This window comes from Acinetobacter sp. PFS20, assembly GCF_052261015.1.
GTDB lineage: Bacteria > Pseudomonadota > Gammaproteobacteria > Pseudomonadales > Moraxellaceae > Acinetobacter.
In genome coordinates this window covers 2159186-2177708 of the sequence record NZ_JBPVZE010000001.1, presented here as the reverse complement: position 1 = coordinate 2177708, position 18523 = coordinate 2159186, and the positions used below count along the sequence as shown (strand labels likewise).

At 36.0% G+C, this 18523-nt stretch carries 24 protein-coding genes; 8 read left to right on the top strand and 16 right to left on the bottom strand.

Features of this window, described 5'->3' with window-relative positions; genetic code table 11:
- Nucleotides 1–36 precede the first annotated feature (36 nt).
- From ACS125_RS10270 to ACS125_RS10240, 7 genes are all read right to left on the bottom strand, one after another.
- Nucleotides 37–195, bottom strand: coding sequence for a hypothetical protein (locus ACS125_RS10270; RefSeq protein ID WP_185767872.1), 159 nt, complete (start codon nt 193–195; stop codon nt 37–39).
- An 842-nt stretch (nt 196–1037) separates the two neighbouring features.
- Nucleotides 1038–1274, bottom strand: coding sequence for a kynureninase (locus ACS125_RS10265; protein WP_151963611.1), 237 nt, complete (start codon nt 1272–1274; stop codon nt 1038–1040).
- Nucleotides 1267–1899: an HIRAN domain-containing protein gene (locus ACS125_RS10260; protein WP_151963610.1), complete on the bottom strand. Its 633-nt coding sequence runs from the start codon at nt 1897–1899 to the stop codon at nt 1267–1269. The genes ACS125_RS10265 and ACS125_RS10260 overlap by 8 nt, the downstream gene beginning before the upstream one ends.
- A 73-nt stretch (nt 1900–1972) precedes the next feature.
- Nucleotides 1973–2431, bottom strand: a complete 459-nt coding sequence (locus tag ACS125_RS10255) for a PIN domain-containing protein (protein WP_171500728.1) — start codon at nt 2429–2431, stop codon at nt 1973–1975.
- Nucleotides 2428–3159: a hypothetical protein gene (locus tag ACS125_RS10250; RefSeq protein WP_151963608.1), complete on the bottom strand. Its 732-nt coding sequence runs from the start codon at nt 3157–3159 to the stop codon at nt 2428–2430. The genes ACS125_RS10255 and ACS125_RS10250 overlap by 4 nt, the downstream gene beginning before the upstream one ends.
- Nucleotides 3160–3346: 187 nt before the next feature.
- A complete protein-coding gene (locus ACS125_RS10245; protein WP_004793524.1) occupies nt 3347–3676 on the bottom strand; it encodes a hypothetical protein in 330 nt (109 codons plus the stop codon).
- Between the two features lie 85 nt (nt 3677–3761).
- Nucleotides 3762–4208 carry a winged helix-turn-helix transcriptional regulator gene (locus ACS125_RS10240; RefSeq protein WP_443271896.1) on the bottom strand — a complete coding sequence of 149 codons (447 nt, stop codon included), beginning with the start codon at nt 4206–4208 and terminating at the stop codon, nt 3762–3764.
- 111 nt (nt 4209–4319) lie between these two features.
- On the opposite strand from ACS125_RS10240, the gene ACS125_RS10235 reads away from it, so the two are divergent.
- On the top strand, nt 4320–5537 hold the full coding sequence (locus ACS125_RS10235) for an MFS transporter (protein ID WP_443271894.1): 1218 nt from the start codon (nt 4320–4322) through the stop codon (nt 5535–5537).
- A gap of 77 nt (nt 5538–5614) precedes the next feature.
- On the opposite strand, the gene ACS125_RS10230 is transcribed toward ACS125_RS10235, so the two are convergent.
- Complete coding sequence (locus ACS125_RS10230) at nt 5615–6379, bottom strand: COG4705 family protein (RefSeq protein ID WP_353156851.1); 765 nt, start codon at nt 6377–6379, stop codon at nt 5615–5617.
- A 309-nt stretch (nt 6380–6688) separates the two neighbouring features.
- Between ACS125_RS10230 and ACS125_RS10225 the strand changes: the two genes are divergently transcribed.
- On the top strand, nt 6689–7093 hold the full coding sequence (locus tag ACS125_RS10225) for a hypothetical protein (RefSeq protein ID WP_353156854.1): 405 nt from the start codon (nt 6689–6691) through the stop codon (nt 7091–7093).
- Nucleotides 7094–7276: 183 nt separating this feature from the next.
- On the opposite strand, the gene ACS125_RS10220 is transcribed toward ACS125_RS10225, so the two are convergent.
- Nucleotides 7277–8524, bottom strand: coding sequence for a mechanosensitive ion channel family protein (locus tag ACS125_RS10220; RefSeq protein ID WP_004793532.1), 1248 nt, complete (start codon nt 8522–8524; stop codon nt 7277–7279).
- Nucleotides 8525–8768: 244 nt separating this feature from the next.
- On the opposite strand from ACS125_RS10220, the gene ACS125_RS10215 reads away from it, so the two are divergent.
- Nucleotides 8769–9131, top strand: coding sequence for a DUF3592 domain-containing protein (locus ACS125_RS10215; RefSeq protein ID WP_443271891.1), 363 nt, complete (start codon nt 8769–8771; stop codon nt 9129–9131).
- A 4-nt stretch (nt 9132–9135) separates the two neighbouring features.
- Here ACS125_RS10215 and ACS125_RS10210 read toward each other — a convergent pair whose 3' ends face one another.
- Genes ACS125_RS10210 through ACS125_RS10195 form a run of 4 tightly spaced genes read right to left on the bottom strand, consistent with a single transcriptional unit; the run spans nt 9136 to nt 12146 of the window.
- The gene (locus ACS125_RS10210) at nt 9136–9780 is read right to left on the bottom strand and encodes a glycosyltransferase (protein ID WP_443271889.1); all 645 of its coding nucleotides are present in this window, start codon (nt 9778–9780) and stop codon (nt 9136–9138) included.
- The gene (locus ACS125_RS10205) at nt 9777–10376 is read right to left on the bottom strand and encodes a class I SAM-dependent methyltransferase (RefSeq protein ID WP_224971445.1); all 600 of its coding nucleotides are present in this window, start codon (nt 10374–10376) and stop codon (nt 9777–9779) included. The genes ACS125_RS10210 and ACS125_RS10205 overlap by 4 nt, the downstream gene beginning before the upstream one ends.
- Nucleotides 10351–11145 (bottom strand): PIG-L deacetylase family protein, encoded by a 795-nt coding sequence (locus ACS125_RS10200; RefSeq protein WP_443271887.1) that lies wholly within the window; start codon nt 11143–11145, stop codon nt 10351–10353. Before ACS125_RS10200 ends, ACS125_RS10205 begins: the two co-directional genes overlap by 26 nt.
- Nucleotides 11133–12146 carry an acyl-CoA/acyl-ACP dehydrogenase gene (locus tag ACS125_RS10195; RefSeq protein ID WP_151963599.1) on the bottom strand — a complete coding sequence of 338 codons (1014 nt, stop codon included), beginning with the start codon at nt 12144–12146 and terminating at the stop codon, nt 11133–11135. Before ACS125_RS10195 ends, ACS125_RS10200 begins: the two co-directional genes overlap by 13 nt.
- Before the next feature lie 249 nt (nt 12147–12395).
- Here ACS125_RS10195 and ACS125_RS10190 point away from each other — a divergent pair, with 249 nt between their 5' ends.
- Both ACS125_RS10190 and ACS125_RS10185 read left to right on the top strand, forming a co-directional pair.
- Entirely contained in the window at nt 12396–12629 is a 234-nt protein-coding gene (locus tag ACS125_RS10190; RefSeq protein WP_004793546.1) for a DUF2171 domain-containing protein, read from the top strand.
- Between the two features lie 285 nt (nt 12630–12914).
- Nucleotides 12915–13859: a metal-dependent hydrolase gene (locus ACS125_RS10185; RefSeq protein ID WP_443271884.1), complete on the top strand. Its 945-nt coding sequence runs from the start codon at nt 12915–12917 to the stop codon at nt 13857–13859.
- A 68-nt stretch (nt 13860–13927) separates the two neighbouring features.
- Here ACS125_RS10185 and ACS125_RS10180 read toward each other — a convergent pair whose 3' ends face one another.
- The gene (locus tag ACS125_RS10180; protein ID WP_443271882.1) at nt 13928–14482 is read right to left on the bottom strand and encodes a TetR/AcrR family transcriptional regulator; all 555 of its coding nucleotides are present in this window, start codon (nt 14480–14482) and stop codon (nt 13928–13930) included.
- Nucleotides 14483–15336: 854 nt separating this feature from the next.
- On the opposite strand from ACS125_RS10180, the gene ACS125_RS10175 reads away from it, so the two are divergent.
- A complete protein-coding gene (locus ACS125_RS10175; RefSeq protein ID WP_443271880.1) occupies nt 15337–15864 on the top strand; it encodes a hypothetical protein in 528 nt (175 codons plus the stop codon).
- 116 nt (nt 15865–15980) lie between these two features.
- Here the strand turns inward: ACS125_RS10175 and ACS125_RS10170 are convergent, their stop codons facing one another.
- Together ACS125_RS10170 and ACS125_RS10165 are read right to left on the bottom strand one after the other, a co-directional pair.
- Nucleotides 15981–16319 carry a hypothetical protein gene (locus ACS125_RS10170; RefSeq protein WP_174732801.1) on the bottom strand — a complete coding sequence of 113 codons (339 nt, stop codon included), beginning with the start codon at nt 16317–16319 and terminating at the stop codon, nt 15981–15983.
- Between the two features lie 282 nt (nt 16320–16601).
- A complete protein-coding gene (locus tag ACS125_RS10165) occupies nt 16602–17369 on the bottom strand; it encodes a class I SAM-dependent methyltransferase (protein ID WP_005303690.1) in 768 nt (255 codons plus the stop codon).
- 365 nt (nt 17370–17734) lie between these two features.
- On the opposite strand from ACS125_RS10165, the gene ACS125_RS10160 reads away from it, so the two are divergent.
- Both ACS125_RS10160 and ACS125_RS10155 read left to right on the top strand, forming a co-directional pair.
- Nucleotides 17735–18220 carry an Lrp/AsnC family transcriptional regulator gene (locus tag ACS125_RS10160; RefSeq protein WP_031945309.1) on the top strand — a complete coding sequence of 162 codons (486 nt, stop codon included), beginning with the start codon at nt 17735–17737 and terminating at the stop codon, nt 18218–18220.
- A gap of 178 nt (nt 18221–18398) precedes the next feature.
- Nucleotides 18399–18515, top strand: a complete 117-nt coding sequence (locus ACS125_RS10155; RefSeq protein ID WP_004793556.1) for a hypothetical protein — start codon at nt 18399–18401, stop codon at nt 18513–18515.
- The last annotated feature ends 8 nt before the right edge of the window (nt 18516–18523 follow it).

Below are 18523 nucleotides of genomic sequence, written 5' to 3'. Positions count from 1 at the left end.
ATAAAAATATCTCTTTATCTAACCTAGTTTTTTTGTTTATGGAATAATGGCATCACCATCATATTTATCCATATTTCTAGGCTCATATGTTCCTTCAAAATCGAAACCTTTGGTTTCTTCTTGAACTGTTCCTAAAAAAATTAAATCCACTTCTTCTGTTTGAGCTGCTTCTGGTTTCAACTGGATATTATTCATATTTTCACCTATTTTTAATTAAGTTAAATGTTGATGCTATTTCAATATTCATCAACACAGTCATCCTATCCAAATATATTATCTAATTATGTATTCTATATTTTACCATTTGTTCAAAATTCACACTGGTCATGTTGACTTATATTTGCTATTGTTAATTTATATTAATACAAAACATCAAAAGATATTTAAATAAAAAATATATAACTATCAACAAGATGCTATTTATAATTTTTTATTTCTTTAAATTATTTCTTAATTCTGTCTATTTTATAAAATATATTTTTAGCTTCCTACTTCTTTAGTTCTCAAGAATTTTTTACCAATAAGGAAAATATACATTCAAAATAAATCTTTTATTGTTATACCTAAATTTTTAACTTAAATTATACTTTGTAAACTTCAAAACAGTATAAGGGACTGTATTAAAATTTCTACATGCTATTCTAATTGTCTATCCTTATGATTCTTAATAACTATATTAATTTTAAATAATTTCAAATGATAGCTGATTAATTTTATAGATGTGCGTTTCTATCCTTATAAGACGCATTTCTTTTATTTTGAAGATTTGATTGCTAGAATAACAGTTTAATATTATGTTCAATTTCTCTACTTTAATTGTAAAAAATTATTCGACACCACTTCTGCACCATAAAATCATAAACTTTTGTTATTTATAATTTATTATAACTTGCCAAGGTTAGGGTCGCGAGTTCGAGTCTCGTTTCCCGCTCCAAAATTTAAAAACCACTTAATTCGAAAGAATTAGGTGGTTTTTTATTGCTTCTCAATTACAAAACAAGTAACAGTAAATTAGCTCTAAAGTATCTTAGGATGCTTTATTTGGGCTTATAGTTCCAAAGCTCCCCATTTTCACCACAATTTCGCTCAATAGCATCCATTGTAGTTTCAGTATCGTGTGTTCCTTTTTTCCACTGATTTATAGCAACTTGAATATAAGCTCTACAATTAGCAGGCAATCCATATTCCTTGCCATATATAGGCTTACTATTTGAATCTTTATCGCTACAACCTGCTAAAAATATAAAAAGGCATAATACTAAAATTTTATTCATTTACTTGCTCTTTCAATTCTTTGATGTATTTTGCAGAGTTAGCAATTCTAGTAGGAATATTTAATCTAACACCATAACTATATTCAGCACTCCCACCACCAACGATAACTGCGTTAACATTGATTTGAGCTGTTTCATGTATATTAAGTTTATTTAGTAACCTAACCCAGCTTTCAGCATTATTTCGCGGCAAATAACCAACTGTCAGACCATTTATCACAACGCGGCATGCATTTTTGTCATATTTATTGGTTGGCTCTCTAATTATTTTTGCAATTACTTTTATAAAACAGCCCTTATTTTCGCGCTGTATCGCAAATTTCTTGATATTTTCTTGATAGGAAGACTCCCCAACTATTTCGAATGGATATTCTTCAAAGTCGTAAGCACAATCATATTCAAGTTCGTATTGTTTAGACTCCACACTATATTTTAAAAATGGATCTGGAAGTTCTACTTTCATCTCTTTGCTAGTATTAAGATGAGATGATCTTTTTTCTAATCCCCCTTCTGTCAACCTCTTAGCTTTATAATTTTTATAACCGCCACTCTTCTTTAATTCCTTTTTTACTGACACTCCCACAGCTAATATAAATATTATGATTATTAATAGTATTATCCACATACACATCTCCTTATTTTTTTAAGAGGATAGCACAAGGTATAAAAAAACCACTATCTCTAGTGGCTGTAATTAATCATTCATTAACATTATCAAAGAGATCTGACCCAAGTTTGATTTCATTTCTTTTTAAAACTTGAATATCCAAACCAAGTTTAGCCACTGCGTTAATAATTCCTTTATCCTCTGTTAAAAGTACTTTTGCATTATTTGACACTGCTATTGAGAGTATTTGAATATCAACCTTCACCTTTTGTTTATCTTCTTTAAAAAATTCTTTTCCCAGTTCATGTGCCATTTCTCCACAAATAAGAGCTGCTTTCCTATCAAAACTACCATTAAGTACTTTGCCATGAGAGAGGGTTAATAATTGAGTCCTTCTAGCATTTAAATCATATGCAATAAACTCAGCTATTACAGGTGTAGGAATTAATAATGTTGCATTGTTCTGTTTCAAGTATGTTTCTAGGTTAACAAATAATGCCCTATCCGATGCCAATGAAACCAATACATTATTATCAATCGCTACAATCACTCGTGACGCTCCTTCAGCCACTCAGCAATAGGGTCTTCAAATTGATTCCAACCACTATCCCCTGCATTCTTAAAATCTTCTATCCAACTTGATAGTGAACCTTCAGGTACTTCTTCAATGTTTTCAGCTACAAATGAAAGTAGTTCAACGTCGTTATAACTTATGTATCTGTATTTGGCTTTACCAAATATTTCAATTTGGTGTTGAGTTCTATATTTTGAGCCTAATGTAGCAGCAATATGAGGCGATAAAGCAACACTAACCTTCTTACCAGATATTGTTTGAACATAGATATGATCTGTTTTATCAGTTCCTTCATGCAAACCGATAACTCGACACCTTAAAGTTTCTTCTTGGAAGAAAACAAAACCGTCATCTTTCTTTTGAAATTTATGGAGTTCAATATATTCCTGATTAGAAGACTCTTTATAGCGCAATACTGTGCATGCTTTAGGATGTTTTGATAAAAACTCGTCAATCGTTTTTATTGGCCCCGTCTTCTCTGAAACAGCTTTATTGAAATTATCAACTTTTTCATCAAAATATTCCGGATCCACCTTTACAGCATAATCCGCTGAACCTTCTTTAATATCACCCCATTTTAGATGCTTTGCTCCCAGCATCTTACAAAGAGCTTCAAGTAGCTTAGCCGACTCTAAAGGATTAATTTCCTTTAAATTTATACCAGATACATATAATGAAAATGTGTAATCGGAATGATTATTCATATTACCCACCTCCTTTATATGATTGTATTAAAAAGATTCATTTGCTCTGCATTAATATATTAACACTTATTAATTTTCAATCATTTTTTTTAATTATTAAATACTCAGTGTTTTGTAAGCGTCACGATTCGACGCTTACTAGGTAGTTCTTTCTTGGCTCGTAATTGGCCATTTCCCACTAACACCCTCAAATATTTTTAGCTAATTCTTTTGCTAAACATTGCTCATGCCACGTGGTTTGAAAATTTTCGACAGCTTTTGACTTAATGAGAGGATCTTCAAATAATTTTGAAGAATATGCAGATTTAATAAGCTCTTGATAAAGTTGTTTGGCTTGTTGCTCTTCCAGATGATCGGCGATGTCGTGTAACTCTTTAGCTGGCACTTCATGTTGTCTAGCATCCATCACCCCACTCGCTGCTTTCTTCACAGTTTCACAGTAATGAAGTTCCATGGCTTCTGATGCTGCATAACATTGAATTGAAATTGCGCTTATAAAGAGGAATATAAATCTCATAATCTCACCTTAATTTGACGCGCAAGGTTACCAACTAATCTGCCCAAATTTAAGTTAAAAAAGGTTATTTTTGTTTTGTCTTATTTTATTTCACCTTTTGCACTTGAGTATTAGAAGCTTTCAGCACTGTTCCATCTGCCGCAACTGGTGCCATAAATGGAATTTGCTGACCTGTATTTTTATCAATTAACAGAGAATGGCGCTCCCCACTTTCAAATAGGTTCTGTTCTCCCCATTGTCGCAAAGCTACAATCACAGGAAATAAACTCTCCCCTTTATGGGTCAATACATATTCTTGATAAGCCGTGCCATCCGAAGCATCTTGCATTTCAAGCACACCAGCATCCACTAATTTTTTAAGTCGGTCAGAAAGAATATTTCGCGCAACACCCAAGCTCCGCTGGAAATCTCCAAAACGGCGCATTCCATCAAAAGCATCACGTACAATGAGCAGTGACCAGCGGTCCCCTATGAGGTTGACGCAACGTGCAACAGGACAAGGTTCATCTTTTAACAATGTAGGGTTCGTCATCGAATTTCCTTACCAATCTTCAGTAACAAGTTATCTAGTTGCATTTTAAAACTAGCAGGCTTAATATTCAACTAGTTGCATTTTAAAACTAGATTGAATGGATTTAGGCCCATGAAAGCTTCTCTTGCATCTTCAACTTCACACGCTAAAAGCGATAACCCGCTTTCAAGCATGCCCCGTGGCGTAATATTGCTATTTGCTATAGCAAGTGGTGCAAGCGTAGCAAATGTCTATTATGCGCAGCCTTTGCTCGACATATTGGCAAGAGACTTTAATGTTAGTCATGCCGCCATTGGTGGTGTGGTTACAGCCACTCAAATAGGTTGTGCCCTTGCACTCGTGTTTCTAGTGCCGTTGGGTGACCTTGTAAATCGGCGTCGATTAATGGCTATTCAGTTATTGGCTTTAATATCTGCATTGCTCGTGGTTGCCTTTGCTCACTCTACAATTGTTCTTTTAGCAGGCATGCTTTCCGTGGGTTTACTCGGCACAGCCATGACTCAAGGACTTATTGCTTATGCTGCAAGTGCTGCTCTCCCACATGAGCAAGGACATGTGGTTGGTACTGCACAAAGTGGTGTATTCATTGGTTTATTGCTTGCCCGTGTATTTTCAGGAGGAATTAGTGATATAGCGGGTTGGCGTGGCGTGTACTTTTGTGCAGCCATCATCATGCTCATGATTGCATTACCACTTTGGAAACGTTTGCCTCATTTAGAAATTCAGCCCGTTACCATGCGTTACTCGCAACTTTTAGCATCGATGTTAAAACTGCTGCGCGAAGAAAAAATACTCCAAGTGCGCGGTGTTTTGGCTTTACTCATGTTCGCGGCATTTAATATTTTCTGGAGTGCATTGGTACTACCGTTGAGTGCGCCACAATATAACTTCTCGCATACTGTAATTGGGTCTTTTGGGCTCGTTGGAGTTGTTGGTGCACTGGCTGCCGCACGTGCGGGTTATTGGGCCGACCGCGGATATGCTCAGCGCACAAGCATGGCAGCACTCGTAATATTACTTCTTGCTTGGGGTCCACTCTCACTCATGGCTTATTCGCTCTGGGCACTAGTGATTGGCATCGTATTACTAGACTTGGGCGGACAAGCCTTGCATGTGACCAACCAGAGTATGATTTTTCGCACTCGTCCAGAAGCGCATAGCCGGCTTGTTGGTCTATACATGCTGTTTTATGCAATCGGTAGTGGATTGGGTGCAATCAGTACCACAGTGACTTACGCCTATGCTGGATGGTTTGGCGTATGTGCACTCGGTGCAGGTGTTAGCCTTCTGGCATTATTATTTTGGTGGATAACCCGTAAAGTCTCTTAAATAGTAATAACGCCCATTCTCAAATAAAAAAACCACATCACCCAAGAGAATCATGTGGTTTTTAATAAACAGTTAGTTTAATGAGATGACTGAGCTGCTTTAGGTTTAAAGACCACTAAACAGACAACAATGAAAGCTAATAAAATAAAAGATGCACTAAATCTGCTTAACTCTAATCCACCATGCGCGATAGGTTTATCAAGAAAATCACCTAATACCGCACCTAGAGGTCTGGTCAGAACAAAGGCCAACCAAAATAATAAAGTTCTTGAGATTTTGGTATAAAAATAGCAGATTGCTAGCACCAATAATAAAGTACCGAAAATTAAAGCGGCGCTGGTGTACCCTAGGCCTTGAGTATCAGCAGTCCAATCTCCTAAAGCTGTCCCTAATGTTTGAGAAAACATGATGGTTAACCAATAGAAAGCTTCACTTTTTGCAGATCGAACACTTTTTACTGAAATTGTGCCGCAACTTAAATACCAAACAAACAGAGATAAGCCTAATAAAATAAGTAATATTAAACTCCCTCCTGCATAGCCCACACCTAAAGTTCGATCAACGAAATCAGCAATTGTCGTACCTAACGTAGTAGTGGCAATGATTGTCGCCCAGTAAAAAAATGAATTATAGTTTTTAGATTTAATTTGTAGTCCGACAAATACTGCAAAGATCACAGCAAAAATTGCCGTACTAATGATATATCCCAAATTTAGGGACATAGATAGCGCGTCTCCAGCAGTTTCACCTAGCGTTGTAGCTGCAATTTTAATGATCCAGAATAATAAGGTGACTTCTGGAACCTTACTTAAACTTTTAGACAAACTTTCATGATTTATCAATGTATGTTCTCCAAACATACGTACTTATTAGCTCTTATCTAAATATTTATGGCTTAAGATAAAATTAAGGTTAAAAATAAATTACAAATACTTTTTTTCGAAGAAAATTACACGATGCATATAACCTAAAAACTCAAATGAAAAAGATAACAATATACAAATAAATAAAATATAATAACAAATAATTAATTATGCCAGTGAATGAGTTCATTTGGCTAAAATGCTTAAGTTTAAACCGTAGTGGGATGAAATCTTATCTAACAATCTAAAGATTGATATGAAACATTAGTCCATTACTATCAAAATTATATGGAAATCCCTATAGGAACAAAATTGGGTATTAATAATAAATTAATTTGCGCAGTTGTATTTGCCGTTCTTACAGGCTGTCAGCAGCAAGAAGCGAACGAAAATACCAGTGCGGTAAAACTCCCTGTTTATCAATCTAATGGTATTTCTACTTCAGGACGCCTAACGGGAATTTTGCAGCTAAAACAAGAATGTCTCTATATAAATGATATCCTCATTATCTTTCCCGAACACACCGCTCAGTGGGATTCTGAAAAAGAAGCTTTAAGCTATAAAGGTAGGCATATCCGCTTAGGTAGCGAATTAGATATTGCTGGAGGGAGTGGTAATTTTGAGCAAGATAATCTACGCATTAAACATTTAAGTCCAATGTGTGATCATCAAAATATTTGGTTTGCTGGATAATCTAGAGAAAAGGGTTCGAATTCAATTTTCGCCTCCTCAACCTCTAGGTCTTAAATGGAATGATTCAATTGATTATCAGATTTATATATTTTTCTAGCAGGTCACTACAAATGAAACATTAAAAAAGCCCCCATCTAGGAGCTTTTTAAAATAGTTGAGGACCTGCTATTAACAGCTTAAAAGTTAGCTTGGATTAATCTCTGTGGTTAATCTTTGCAAATCATGACCCGAAGGCGCTTGGTAAACACGTAAACCAAATTCAGGAAGAATCGCAATTAAGTGGTCAAAAATATCTGACTGAATTGCTTCATAGGCAACCCATGCAGTGGTATTTGAAAATGCATAAATTTCTAAAGGCAAACCTTGGCTAGTTGGCTGTAATTGACGAACCATAATGGTTTGATTTTGAGCAATGCCTTTGTGCTGGCGCAAATAGAACTCAACATAGGCTCTAAATGTTCCAATATTGGTTAAACGGCGCTTGTTATAACGGGATTGATTTCCTAAATGCTTATTAAACTCGTCAATTTCAGATTGTTTTGCATCAAGATATTGGTCTAATAATAAAAACTCTTTGAGCTTTTGTTGCTCTTCGTCACTCATGAAATGAACACTGCTTTGATCTAAAAAGAGTGAGCGCTTCATTCGACGGCAACCCGAATTACTCATACCTCGCCAGTTTTTAAACGTATCGGTAACGAGTTTATTGGTTGGAATGGTGGTATAGGTTTTATCAAAATTTTGCACAGTTACTGTATGAAGCGAAATATCAATTACATCACCATCCGCATTAAGCGACGGCATCTCAATCCAGTCTCCAATCCGCACCATGTCATAAGAAGCAATTTGTACACTCGCCACTAAAGACAAAATAGTGTTTTGGAAAACTAACATTAATACCGCAGCCATCGCACCAAAACCTGCCAGTAAAGTGAACACATCCTTTTTAAGGAATGTTCCCAAAATCATCAGGCCACACACAACAAATAAGATTAACTTAACCAGTTGTAAGTAGCCCTTAATCGGCTTATTTCTAGATTTTGGATTACGCTGATAGATAAGATTAAATATGTTTAATATTTCACTGACCGTAAGCGCGAGTGTAAGAAAAATAAATGCTTGCGCCCCCATTTCTATAAAAGAAATGAACTTTGGAGTTAGATGAGGAACTGTTGCAATGCCGTTCATAATCACAACAGCAGGAACAATATTTGCAAATTTCTTTATGACGCTATGCTGGGCAAAAATAGATTGATTGGGTGATTTTAGCTTGGTCACTAAGTGACGGACGCCCCGAACGATAATGCGTTTAGCAATAAAATTTGCGATTGCTGCAAATAAAATCAAAATGGTGAGTGAAACAAACATTTCTAGCCAAGGATAATGGCTTAACTGAACCCGAATATCGCGAAAAAAACTTAAAAAATCCAAACCTATACACCTTAAAACTTTCTTTTCTAGAATTTTAAGGGTTAAAGCATGTGTTAATAAGACTTGTTTACATATGTAGGCATAAATACAACAACTAAGTTATATACCCTGCTATTTATCTCATTATTTTTGACGCTTAACTATAAGGTTTTATCAGTTTATGTTTTACATCACACATAAACTAGATCGAACAAATCTGTTCATTTAGAATAATGCGTTAAACGAATAATTTTGGTTTGAGTGAGTGAAATTTTCTGTTTTTTTGACTTTTATTGGAGTGGTTTGGTTTAGCTTATTCTTTGTCTATATTGCTTGGACCTTTTTTCTTAAAAGTCTGGTTCATAAGTTTTTAATTTATAAACGAGGAAAGATGACTTCTGCTGAGGTTGTGTATTTTCAGGACTCATTAGCTAAGGTGCAATATCGCCCTCTATGTTATATAAAATTAAAATTTCAAACTGAGCAAGGCGAAATCATTACTGAAAACCTGAAGGTTCTTATTGCTAAACAAAATCACGATCAATATAAAGTTGGTAGCATTATCAAAATTAAATATGACCCTAAAAATTTAAAGAATATTTCGATATTGGGAGAGGTCATGGTTTAAGTGATTAGAGATTATTTAAAAAGTACGATAATCCCTGAGGTGCCCTTCCGTTCAAGCGACTACTCGTTGTCACTCGAACCAGATTACTCCAAGTAATATTGCAACAATGCTTGATCAGTTTTTTGATTAGAGATACATCTTCATGGCATGAAATAGGCTCAAAGCCACCTACCAAAAGATAGACCTCTGCACTAAAACTTAAATTCGCCCCATGAATATGCGCGTGATCCATCTGATCTTTATAATGCGCTAAATATTTTTGCCGTTTAGTTATAGATAGATGACTAAAATCATCTAACGTTACAGTGCCGCAAATTGCATCTGTGGGTTGGTGCTGGATTTGATAGCGCAGCCAATCAGGACTAACCACCGTGTCTGCATCCGTACATGCAATCCATGTCACGCCACGGCCAATTAAATGGCGAATTCCTAAATCTCGTGCTTGCCCAACACATGCGTAATTACATTCAATCCAATTGATCTGGTGGTTTTGTACAATTAACCGCGACTGATCTGTACAGTTATCTAGTACCACAATCACTTCTACGTCATAACCGCTAATGTTATCTATAGCGACCTGAATAGATTGCAAACAGGCAGATAGATAGTGCTCTTCGTTATGCGCTGGAATGACGATACCTATTTTCATCTTAGTTTTTCCTGCTGTGCTAAAGAGGAAGTATTCGCCGTCCATAGATCAATCATAAAATCTGGATCGTTTAAGCTGAGATAGTGATGAAATGGAAAATGTTGCTGAAAGCCTTGGTGGACTTGTTCTGCATTTAATTCAAAATCTTGAATTTCATGACGCCAATGGCAACAAAGAATCTCGCCGTTGTCATTTAAACTATGTTTTAATTTTTCAATAAACTGCTGCAACTCATCAGCAGATAAGTAATAGGCCATCTCACTAATTAAAATGAGGTCGAATTTTTGAATTGAGTAGTCTTCAGGTATTTTTCTATTTTCAACAACCACATGCTCAAATTCTTTTAAGCGCTCGGACGCTAAACGAACAGCACACTCAGAGACATCTATACACAGCAATTGCTCGGCTCTTTGCGCTAAATGAAAACTTAAATGCCCATTTGAACAGCCTACTTCTAACACTTTTGAATAACGAGGTCTTGTCAGCAGCGCGAGACAAATTTGTCTTTTACGAGCTTCATACCAATGAGAGTCATAGCCCCACGGATCACTGTTATGACGATATAAATCTTCAAAGTACATGCGAGAATGAATCACTCAAATAGACCTCATAAGGCATTAAAAGACGTTTAATTGCACTTGAAGAAAGAACCGCAGCATTACCCGTGGTTTCATCTGCTTCAAGTTGGGTTTTAAACTGCAAAATTGCTTGATGCTTTTTAGTTAGTTGTTCTTGGGTTAAGCGGTAGGCTTTTGCTCGGTACCAATCAATTCGTGAGTCTAAAGGCCTTGCCCAATGCCAAGCCCAAATTAATACGTGTAAACATAGAAGTTGCTTAGCGGTTGCATAAGCTTGTACGGTTTTACCTACTGCTTCATGATCTGGATGACCATCAAAGGCATAGCTACAAATTAGAATATCGTCGGCTTGAACGATCTGTTCTAAACTCTGCCACAGTTGATCGGTTTGTAAATGAATCTGACCATCTAACAAATTAAGTTCTACATGCTCGGTTGACCCTGCTACTCCTAAACACTTTAAGGCTGCTAGGCTTTCTTGCGGGCGCAGAATGTTGAGCTGATCTGGAGGATATTTTGTAGAGTTAGGATGGCTTTGGGTGCCATTACTCACTGCTAAAATGAGTATCTTACAATTCAGTGCAATAAGTTGCTGCATTAAGCCACCACAACCAAGCACCTCATCATCAGGATGTGGAGCAACAATCACCACCCTTTTAGAGCGAAACAACTCAAGATCTAAAGCCGCTAAAGGTTGTTGTTGAAATGCATTTAACCATTGCTCTTTGGACGTACCCTCACCAAAAATAATGCGGTCTTCGACCAAAGGATGTTTTAAAGTTCCCATAGGCTTTGGTCCGATAAACAAAGTTCTGTAATTTGTTGGTAATCAAAAGCTGCATGACTTTGTCTGATAAACACAGGCAAATCAGCCATGAGCTGTGCAAAAGTAGCCTCTTCACAAAAAGGACGAGCACCTAACGCTTTGCCTACTCGCTCAACCACACTCAGACAGCATTGTTCTGTTTGGGCACGTAAAATTCGTATTTCCCGCTCATGATTTAGCATGGGTTTGCTGTCAATCAGTTCAGCAACATATTGAAAATATTGCTTAGTAATTTCTAATTGATGAGCGACCTCTCCTAGGTACAATTTTTTAAAAGGATTCGGACTGACCTGACAACTTTCTTGTAAAAAACCAGCTAAACCAACGGCGGCACCGTACCAACATGCCGCAACACCTGCTGCACCATGCCAAAAGCCTGGACGTTTTAAATAACTATTTGGGTGACCAATCAATTTAACAGGTGTATTTTCAAAACTTACTCTTGCGGTTTGTGTCGCATTCATCCCGACTGCATGCCAGTGGCTTGAGTCTGTGCTAATAGAGGAATGACTCAAGTCGACAATACAAAGCTGTGCCTGCCCTTGCTGATTTTTATAACTCATCAAAACTTTTTGGATAAACTCTGCACCAGAACACCAAGGCTTTATGCCATTACACAGGTTATCTTTTACCTGCAATGGAGCTGGTCCACCGTCTGCTGCCCAAACAGCCCAAAGCTGGTCATCTATTTCTGGGTGATAACCCAATTCACTTAAAATGCTTATGGCATCGCAATGCGATTCAAAAAGCTTCGCTAAACTTAAATCGACTCCAGCAATCTGAGCAAAAAGCTGCCAACGTTGATAGGTCTGACCCGAAGCTGGATGAGGCAAGTTTTTGGCTAAATTTACCAATTGAGAGAGTAAATTTATGCGAAGCTTGCTTTTATCTTCAGCCAAGGCAGATTCAAATTCACTCAAGACACTTAATATCGTCACATTTATAGGTATTTTAATATTCATTGCAAATAATTATTTATAAGACTTGGTTTAACCTTATCTAAATACTTCTGTTTAAATAAACATATAAATTGTAATAAAAAGATAAATATTATTAGTTTTATATCTAATTATTTCATTGTTACTCGAATATATTTATTAAGTGAATTTATAAACCCATCCTGTAAGGTTTATTAAAAACCCCTGATTTATCCAATTATTTAAAGTAATTTAAGTCTTACCGTTTTTCTATTTCTAAAGAAGAGGTCTAAAATGAGTACTTTAAATATTAATGATATTAAAAAACACGCAGACGTTATTGCTTCTTGTGGTACCAAAGTAGGTACAGTCGACCATCTAGATGGTGAAAACCAACTCAAACTCACCCGAGATGAAAGCGGTCAACATCACCTTATTCCTACTGGATGGATTGGTGAAGTGAAAGAAAACCAAGTCATTCTGAATAAAAACTCAGAAGAAGTTAAAGATCAGTGGCAAGCGATCTAGACTTTTAAGCACGATACGTGACTTAGCGTGAAATTTATAATAAAGCGATTTAGCTTATAAAAATAACGAGGCTTAAAAACTTTATAGCCTAACTCCCCTAACTGAAGGCTTCTTTTTATAAGGAGCCTTTTTTTTTATTTATGAAATCTCTACCTTAGACCGTTTTTATCTCTAGAAGCCTTTAGTTAGATGTTTTTGTCCTTTACTCACATGGTGATCAATTTTACTTAATGCTAAAAATTGTCCATTCGCATTAAATGAACAATTATGAATAGGGTGACTTATATGATCACAGGGAATCATCAACTTAAAGCAAGAAAAGTACATTTTGATTTTGCCGAGTCATCTGTCTGTTGGATGCCGAATGATCCGCTATGCTCACACGTAGCCAATGGTATAAATATGCTTTTGCCGGCTGGTGAATTTTGGTTTTGCCGCGTGTTTAATAAAACCCTTCCCTTGATTACCGATGAAACCTTAAAACAAGAAGTGATTGGCTTTGTTCGCCAAGAAGCAGCTCATGCACGTGCCCATGAAAAGGCTCAGGACTTCTTACGTGAAAATGGCTACGACATTCAAGAAACACTTAACCGCGCCCATTTTGTATTTAACATTTTATTGGGTGACAAACCTTTAGGTATGCCCTTCTTAAAAGGCGAAAAACTCGATGAATATTGGTTACTTTTTAGAGTAGGTGTGATTGCTGCAATTGAGCACTTTACCGGAACCATTGGCCAGTGGACACTCGACAGTAAGACGTGGGACAAAGCCGACCCTGCCATGGCAGATTTGTTCCGCTGGCATTTGGCTGAAGAAGTTGAACATCGCTGTGTTGCCTACGACTTATTTGAGCACCTCTTAACAAACAAGTTTGGTTTTTATGTGTCGCGCCAAGTGATTATGGCGGTTGTTTTCCCACTGTTTATTTATTTCCTTGCTGACTTTGCGCGTAGTTTAGGCCAACAAGATTTAGAGCACGAAGACATTCAAAAATTAATGCGCCGTGGCTACTTCAAAATTATTCGTGAATTTGAAAAAACTGCGACTCGCTCAGATAACCTACCAACCATTAAATATTTATGGAAAGCGACATTAAGATGGGTTTCTCCAAAATTTAACCCACTTCATGAAGGTGACACCGAGCAAGCTTTAGCTTATATGGCTCGATCGCCTGCCGTTCAATATTTTGAAGGAATGGCACAGGCTGCAAAACCTGCGGCATTAAGCTAAGCAGCTATTTTTATTTAAATTGAAAAGCCTCCTTGTTTGGAGGCTTTTTCTTTAGTGAGTTTTGTCGCTTAAGCAAAATTTAAAAAGAAATAATCTAACAACCGACCTCTTTCATCTACCGCACTTTTATCTAAAAGCTGGACCATTGCGCCATCAATCATAAATAAAAACATATAAGCATCTTGGATTGAAGCCGTAGCTTTTAAGGTTAAAAGCAACTTATGTATCTCGCCTACAAACCAGTTTCTATAGTCAACTACAACTTTATAGGCAACTGGATAGAGCTTTTCAATTTCAAAAATTGCTTTAAAGGGTAAATGATAAAAGCTATTTAAGTCGGCATGTAAAAGGTAAATCTGCTTAAGTTTATCGAGCACCATTTGCTCACAGTAAGAATTAACAATGGAAAACACTTTTACTTTGAGCGCGTCTTTTTGAAAAGTGAGACACATCTCGATGAGTCGTGCTTTTGAGTGAAAGTCGTTGTAAAAAGTCGCCTTTGCAACTTTGGCTTCTGCAATAATTTGGTCGACCCCGACCTTATGAAACCCATATTGATTAAATAAGTCTTTTGCGGTGTGAAGCACTCTGAGTGCTCTAAATGAAGATTCTAAATTTGGCATAGGAATACCGTTTAAATAATTTTTTGTTGTATCTAAAAGAGATAGAAATGCCGTCACTCTTAAAATGAGTGCTAAAAACAGGCATGCAAAAGCAGCACAAAAATGTGCCTAAGCTATCTCAGGTTTTATTGTTGCTATGATTTTTTAGTCGTAACGAGCTAAGGTTGTAGAAAACCTAGAGTCGGTTAAACCGTTTTAAAGACCAGTTGGGCGGTATAGATAGAGAGAGTTTGGCAAAGACCAATAAATGAGAAGAAATAGTACGCATGAGCGGACTCCTTTGGGTAATAAAGAAGTTTTGCCACATCACTGCTAAATGATTATGGTGGCGAAACGAAAAGGGGTTAGCAGACTGATTTACCCAAAAACCAGCACATCCGAAGATGTCCCCCTCCCGTTCCGCCGCAGAGGGAGACACGTAGGGATGCCCACAAAAAAGAGAGACTTTTTCGTGTGCGTTGGGTAAATACGGCCTGCTAAAACCGACTGGCAATGTGGCCAGCAGGCAAAGCATAATCGGAGGGGTTTAGAGTGTCAATGTGATATTGGCTAGAAAATAATTGAATAAATATTATTTTTTATTGGATTAGAATATTTAATTACTTCTTTAGAAATTGATTATTTAGTAAAAATAATAATAGAACAAAAGAGGGTTAGCAGACTGGGCATATAGAACCAGCACGCACAAAGCGTCCCTCTCTCATCCTGAAACGAAGAATAATAAGAGAGATTTTAAGTGTCAATGTGATATTGGCTAGAAAATAATTAAATAAATATTATTTTCATTGAATTAGATTCATTAATCTATTGAATAGAATATATTATATTTGATTAACACACATTAACTCATAAACATGAATACTATCTCAGCTACTCTTTTATATGAACATCCAATTGAGGGATGTATAAAAGATGCTAATGGCAATTTAAAACCTTTCCCTATTCTCGCAATTGATAATATTCCATTAAATAGATGGGTGGATCAAAATATCTCCATTATTGATGGCACAGAAAGTTTAGTTCCAGCCCAAGGTTGGTTATATGATTATGATAGTGAGTTGGCATTAAGTAATGCATGGAAACTTCTTAAACCACAAGCTTATGAAAATGTAGCTATTTCAACAGTAGTTCCAATTTTAATTTGCCCTGATGATTTAGATCTAGTGTGCAATGTCGTTATGGTGGAACAAGTTGTTTCAGCAGATAAAGTCATATGGACTCGTTTTGGTTACGCATTTAACCATATTCATGATGTTGTGACATCCGTAGTCTGGGAAACCTCGCCTTCTGCTCCTCACTTAATTTTTTCATTGAGCGAATTTGAAAAAGCATACGATGATTTAAAAGAATTAGATAAAAAATGGACTGAAAATTTTATCTAGTTTTTTAAAGTTTATTATCTGGTTTAATTGGCAAATTATATGTGGTGATACACCGATAAAATGAATAATTAAATCCATTTTATCGGCTTGCTAGAAGAGGTTTTTAAAACCTTATTTTATTTTTTAATATAGTTTGGAAAATCTTTTAAAACACGGCTACATAATTGACCTTTTGAATCTCCTTTCTTGCGCTCTTCAAATTGGTTCATGCCGAATCTCATGACTTCTTTACCGTATTTATCACCTAGCTCATGTTTAGTGCATTTTTCAGCTTCATGAATTAATTCTTCAGAAGAATAGTGATAATTACAATCAAGTTGAGCACGGCTTAAAAAGCCATGTAGCTCAACCGTTTTCTCGCAGTGTGTTTGCCCTACAAGGCTTTTAGATTCTTGAGCAGCATAAATTGATGTTCCTACCAATAAAGTAAAAACCGTTACTAAAATATTACGCATTATTTCCCCGACAAAGTTATTAAAAGTATTAGTGATAATATTGCGGGCGTATTAAATAATAATTATTTATAAGTGTCTATTAATAGAAAGAAAATTAAATAAATCACCTTTCCTTTTGAATACTTAATCACCTTAAAAAAAATGTGTGATTAAGTTTTATCAAATAAATGATATTAAATTTGTTTTCTAATCTTCTTTAATATAATCCAAGCGAATCAAGAAAAGAGTTTTTGTGATATTTAATTCATTTCTTATCGACTAAAACCCTTACTCATTAGCACTTTAAAACCCTAACTTCTTAAAGACAAAATAACCCACATGGCTTTCAAAGCTACCGTCATTTTGAATTTTGAAATACTTCTTCACGAGGTCAGATGAACCTTCCTGTAAATAGCGTAAAGTTTTTATTTGATCTTCAGGAGTTTTCATACGCTTTACCCAACTATCAAAGTCTAATGAAAGCGTTTGCTTGTCTAAAGCGACTAAGTCAAAGCCTGCATCTTCTATAAAATAGACCCACTCTTTCACACTATAGTTTCTTACGTGACTTGGGTCTCGAATCGTTTCGATCGTCTGTAAAAACGTATCTAATATTGGCGAGCTAGAACTAATAATATCTACAAAAATAACAATGCCATCTGGCTTAAGAACGCGGTTTACTTCTTTCATTGCAGTCGGAACATGCTGCCAGTGATGAGCTGAATATCGGCTAATCACGACATCAAACTGTTGATCACTAAAAGGCATGTCTTCAGCAATCCCCTGCTGCACAAAGATGTTTTTTAATTTGCGTTGGCTAGCAGCCTTAGACACTGTGTCTAACATTTCATGAGATAAATCGTAGGCAAAAACGAGATCAGCATGTGGAGCAACATTATAAGAAACATGACCACCACCACAGCCTAAATCTAGAACCACAGCCTTTTCATATTTCTGAATTTCATGAATAAATTTATTAAATTCAATTCCTTCAGAATGCGCTTGGCTATTCAAATAGTCTAAAGATTTATTTTGATATTGTTTTTGGTTTATATCGTGCTGGGTGATCATAACCTTGCTTCCTACTTTGCAATGAAATCACCATAAAGGAAAATTTAGATAAAAAATAATGATTAGTTTTTCTTCAATTGATAAATAAAAGTTATTATTTAATTTGTTTTCGTACACAACGACAATGCATAAAAATAGATTTAAGAACTTATAAGAGATCCGCAAAGAGCACTGTTTAGTCACCCTTACTAAAACAGTGCTCTTTGCTCCATCACAACCCTTATCCAGAGAGGTTCGATGCATAGAACTAGTGTATGTACCTTTAACTCAAAATGTTTCCTGTATTTTTTAATATTTTTAAATGTTCACAGCATAAAAATGAAGTATATTTAATTTTATCAGAAGATTCTTCTTTGGTTTATATTTTGAACAGAACAGAATACACACTAGATCGCATAGATCGGAAAATTTTATCTGCATTACGTGGCAATGGCCGTTTAACTGTTGCCCAATTAGCAGAAGAAGTCGGTCTTTCATCTTCACCATGCTGGACACGACTGAAACGTCTGGAAACTTTAAAAATTATTGAAGGCTATACGGTAAACGTAAACCCAAAGGCGATTGGTATTCATGAAGTATTCTTTATAGAAATTACTTTAGAACGCCATGACGATGAAATGCTGGAAAATTTCAGCGAAGCATTAGCCGATATACCTGAGGTTGTAGAAGCTCATCTGGTGACAGGTGATTATGATTATTTAGTGAAAGTAGCTGTAAAAGATGCGGACCATTACGAACGTTTTTTGCGGAAAAAACTCTATTCAATTAAGGGAATTCGACACACCCGTTCGACCTTTGCCCTACGCCCTCTTAAATCTGCCAATACCGCCGATTTAATGTTAATTGAATAAAAGGTGGAATGCCTTTAGCGCATCCACTTAAACTATTGATTCGAAACTTCTTATTGAGTTAAGCGGCTTAGACCATAACAGATTTTGGCTCTGTTATATTTTTTTTAAAAAATTCTGTATCTATGATTACAGCCTCCTCATCTCCATAATAAAATTAATCTGAATTGGAGGCATCGCCATGAACATTTTGAAGAAAAAAAATAAGGCCAGTTTTGTATTCTTTATTATTACTCTCTACTCTTTTATTGGGTTTGGCTTAGGTTTCATTATTTGGGAATACTTTTTAAAGGCCTAGTTTACTAA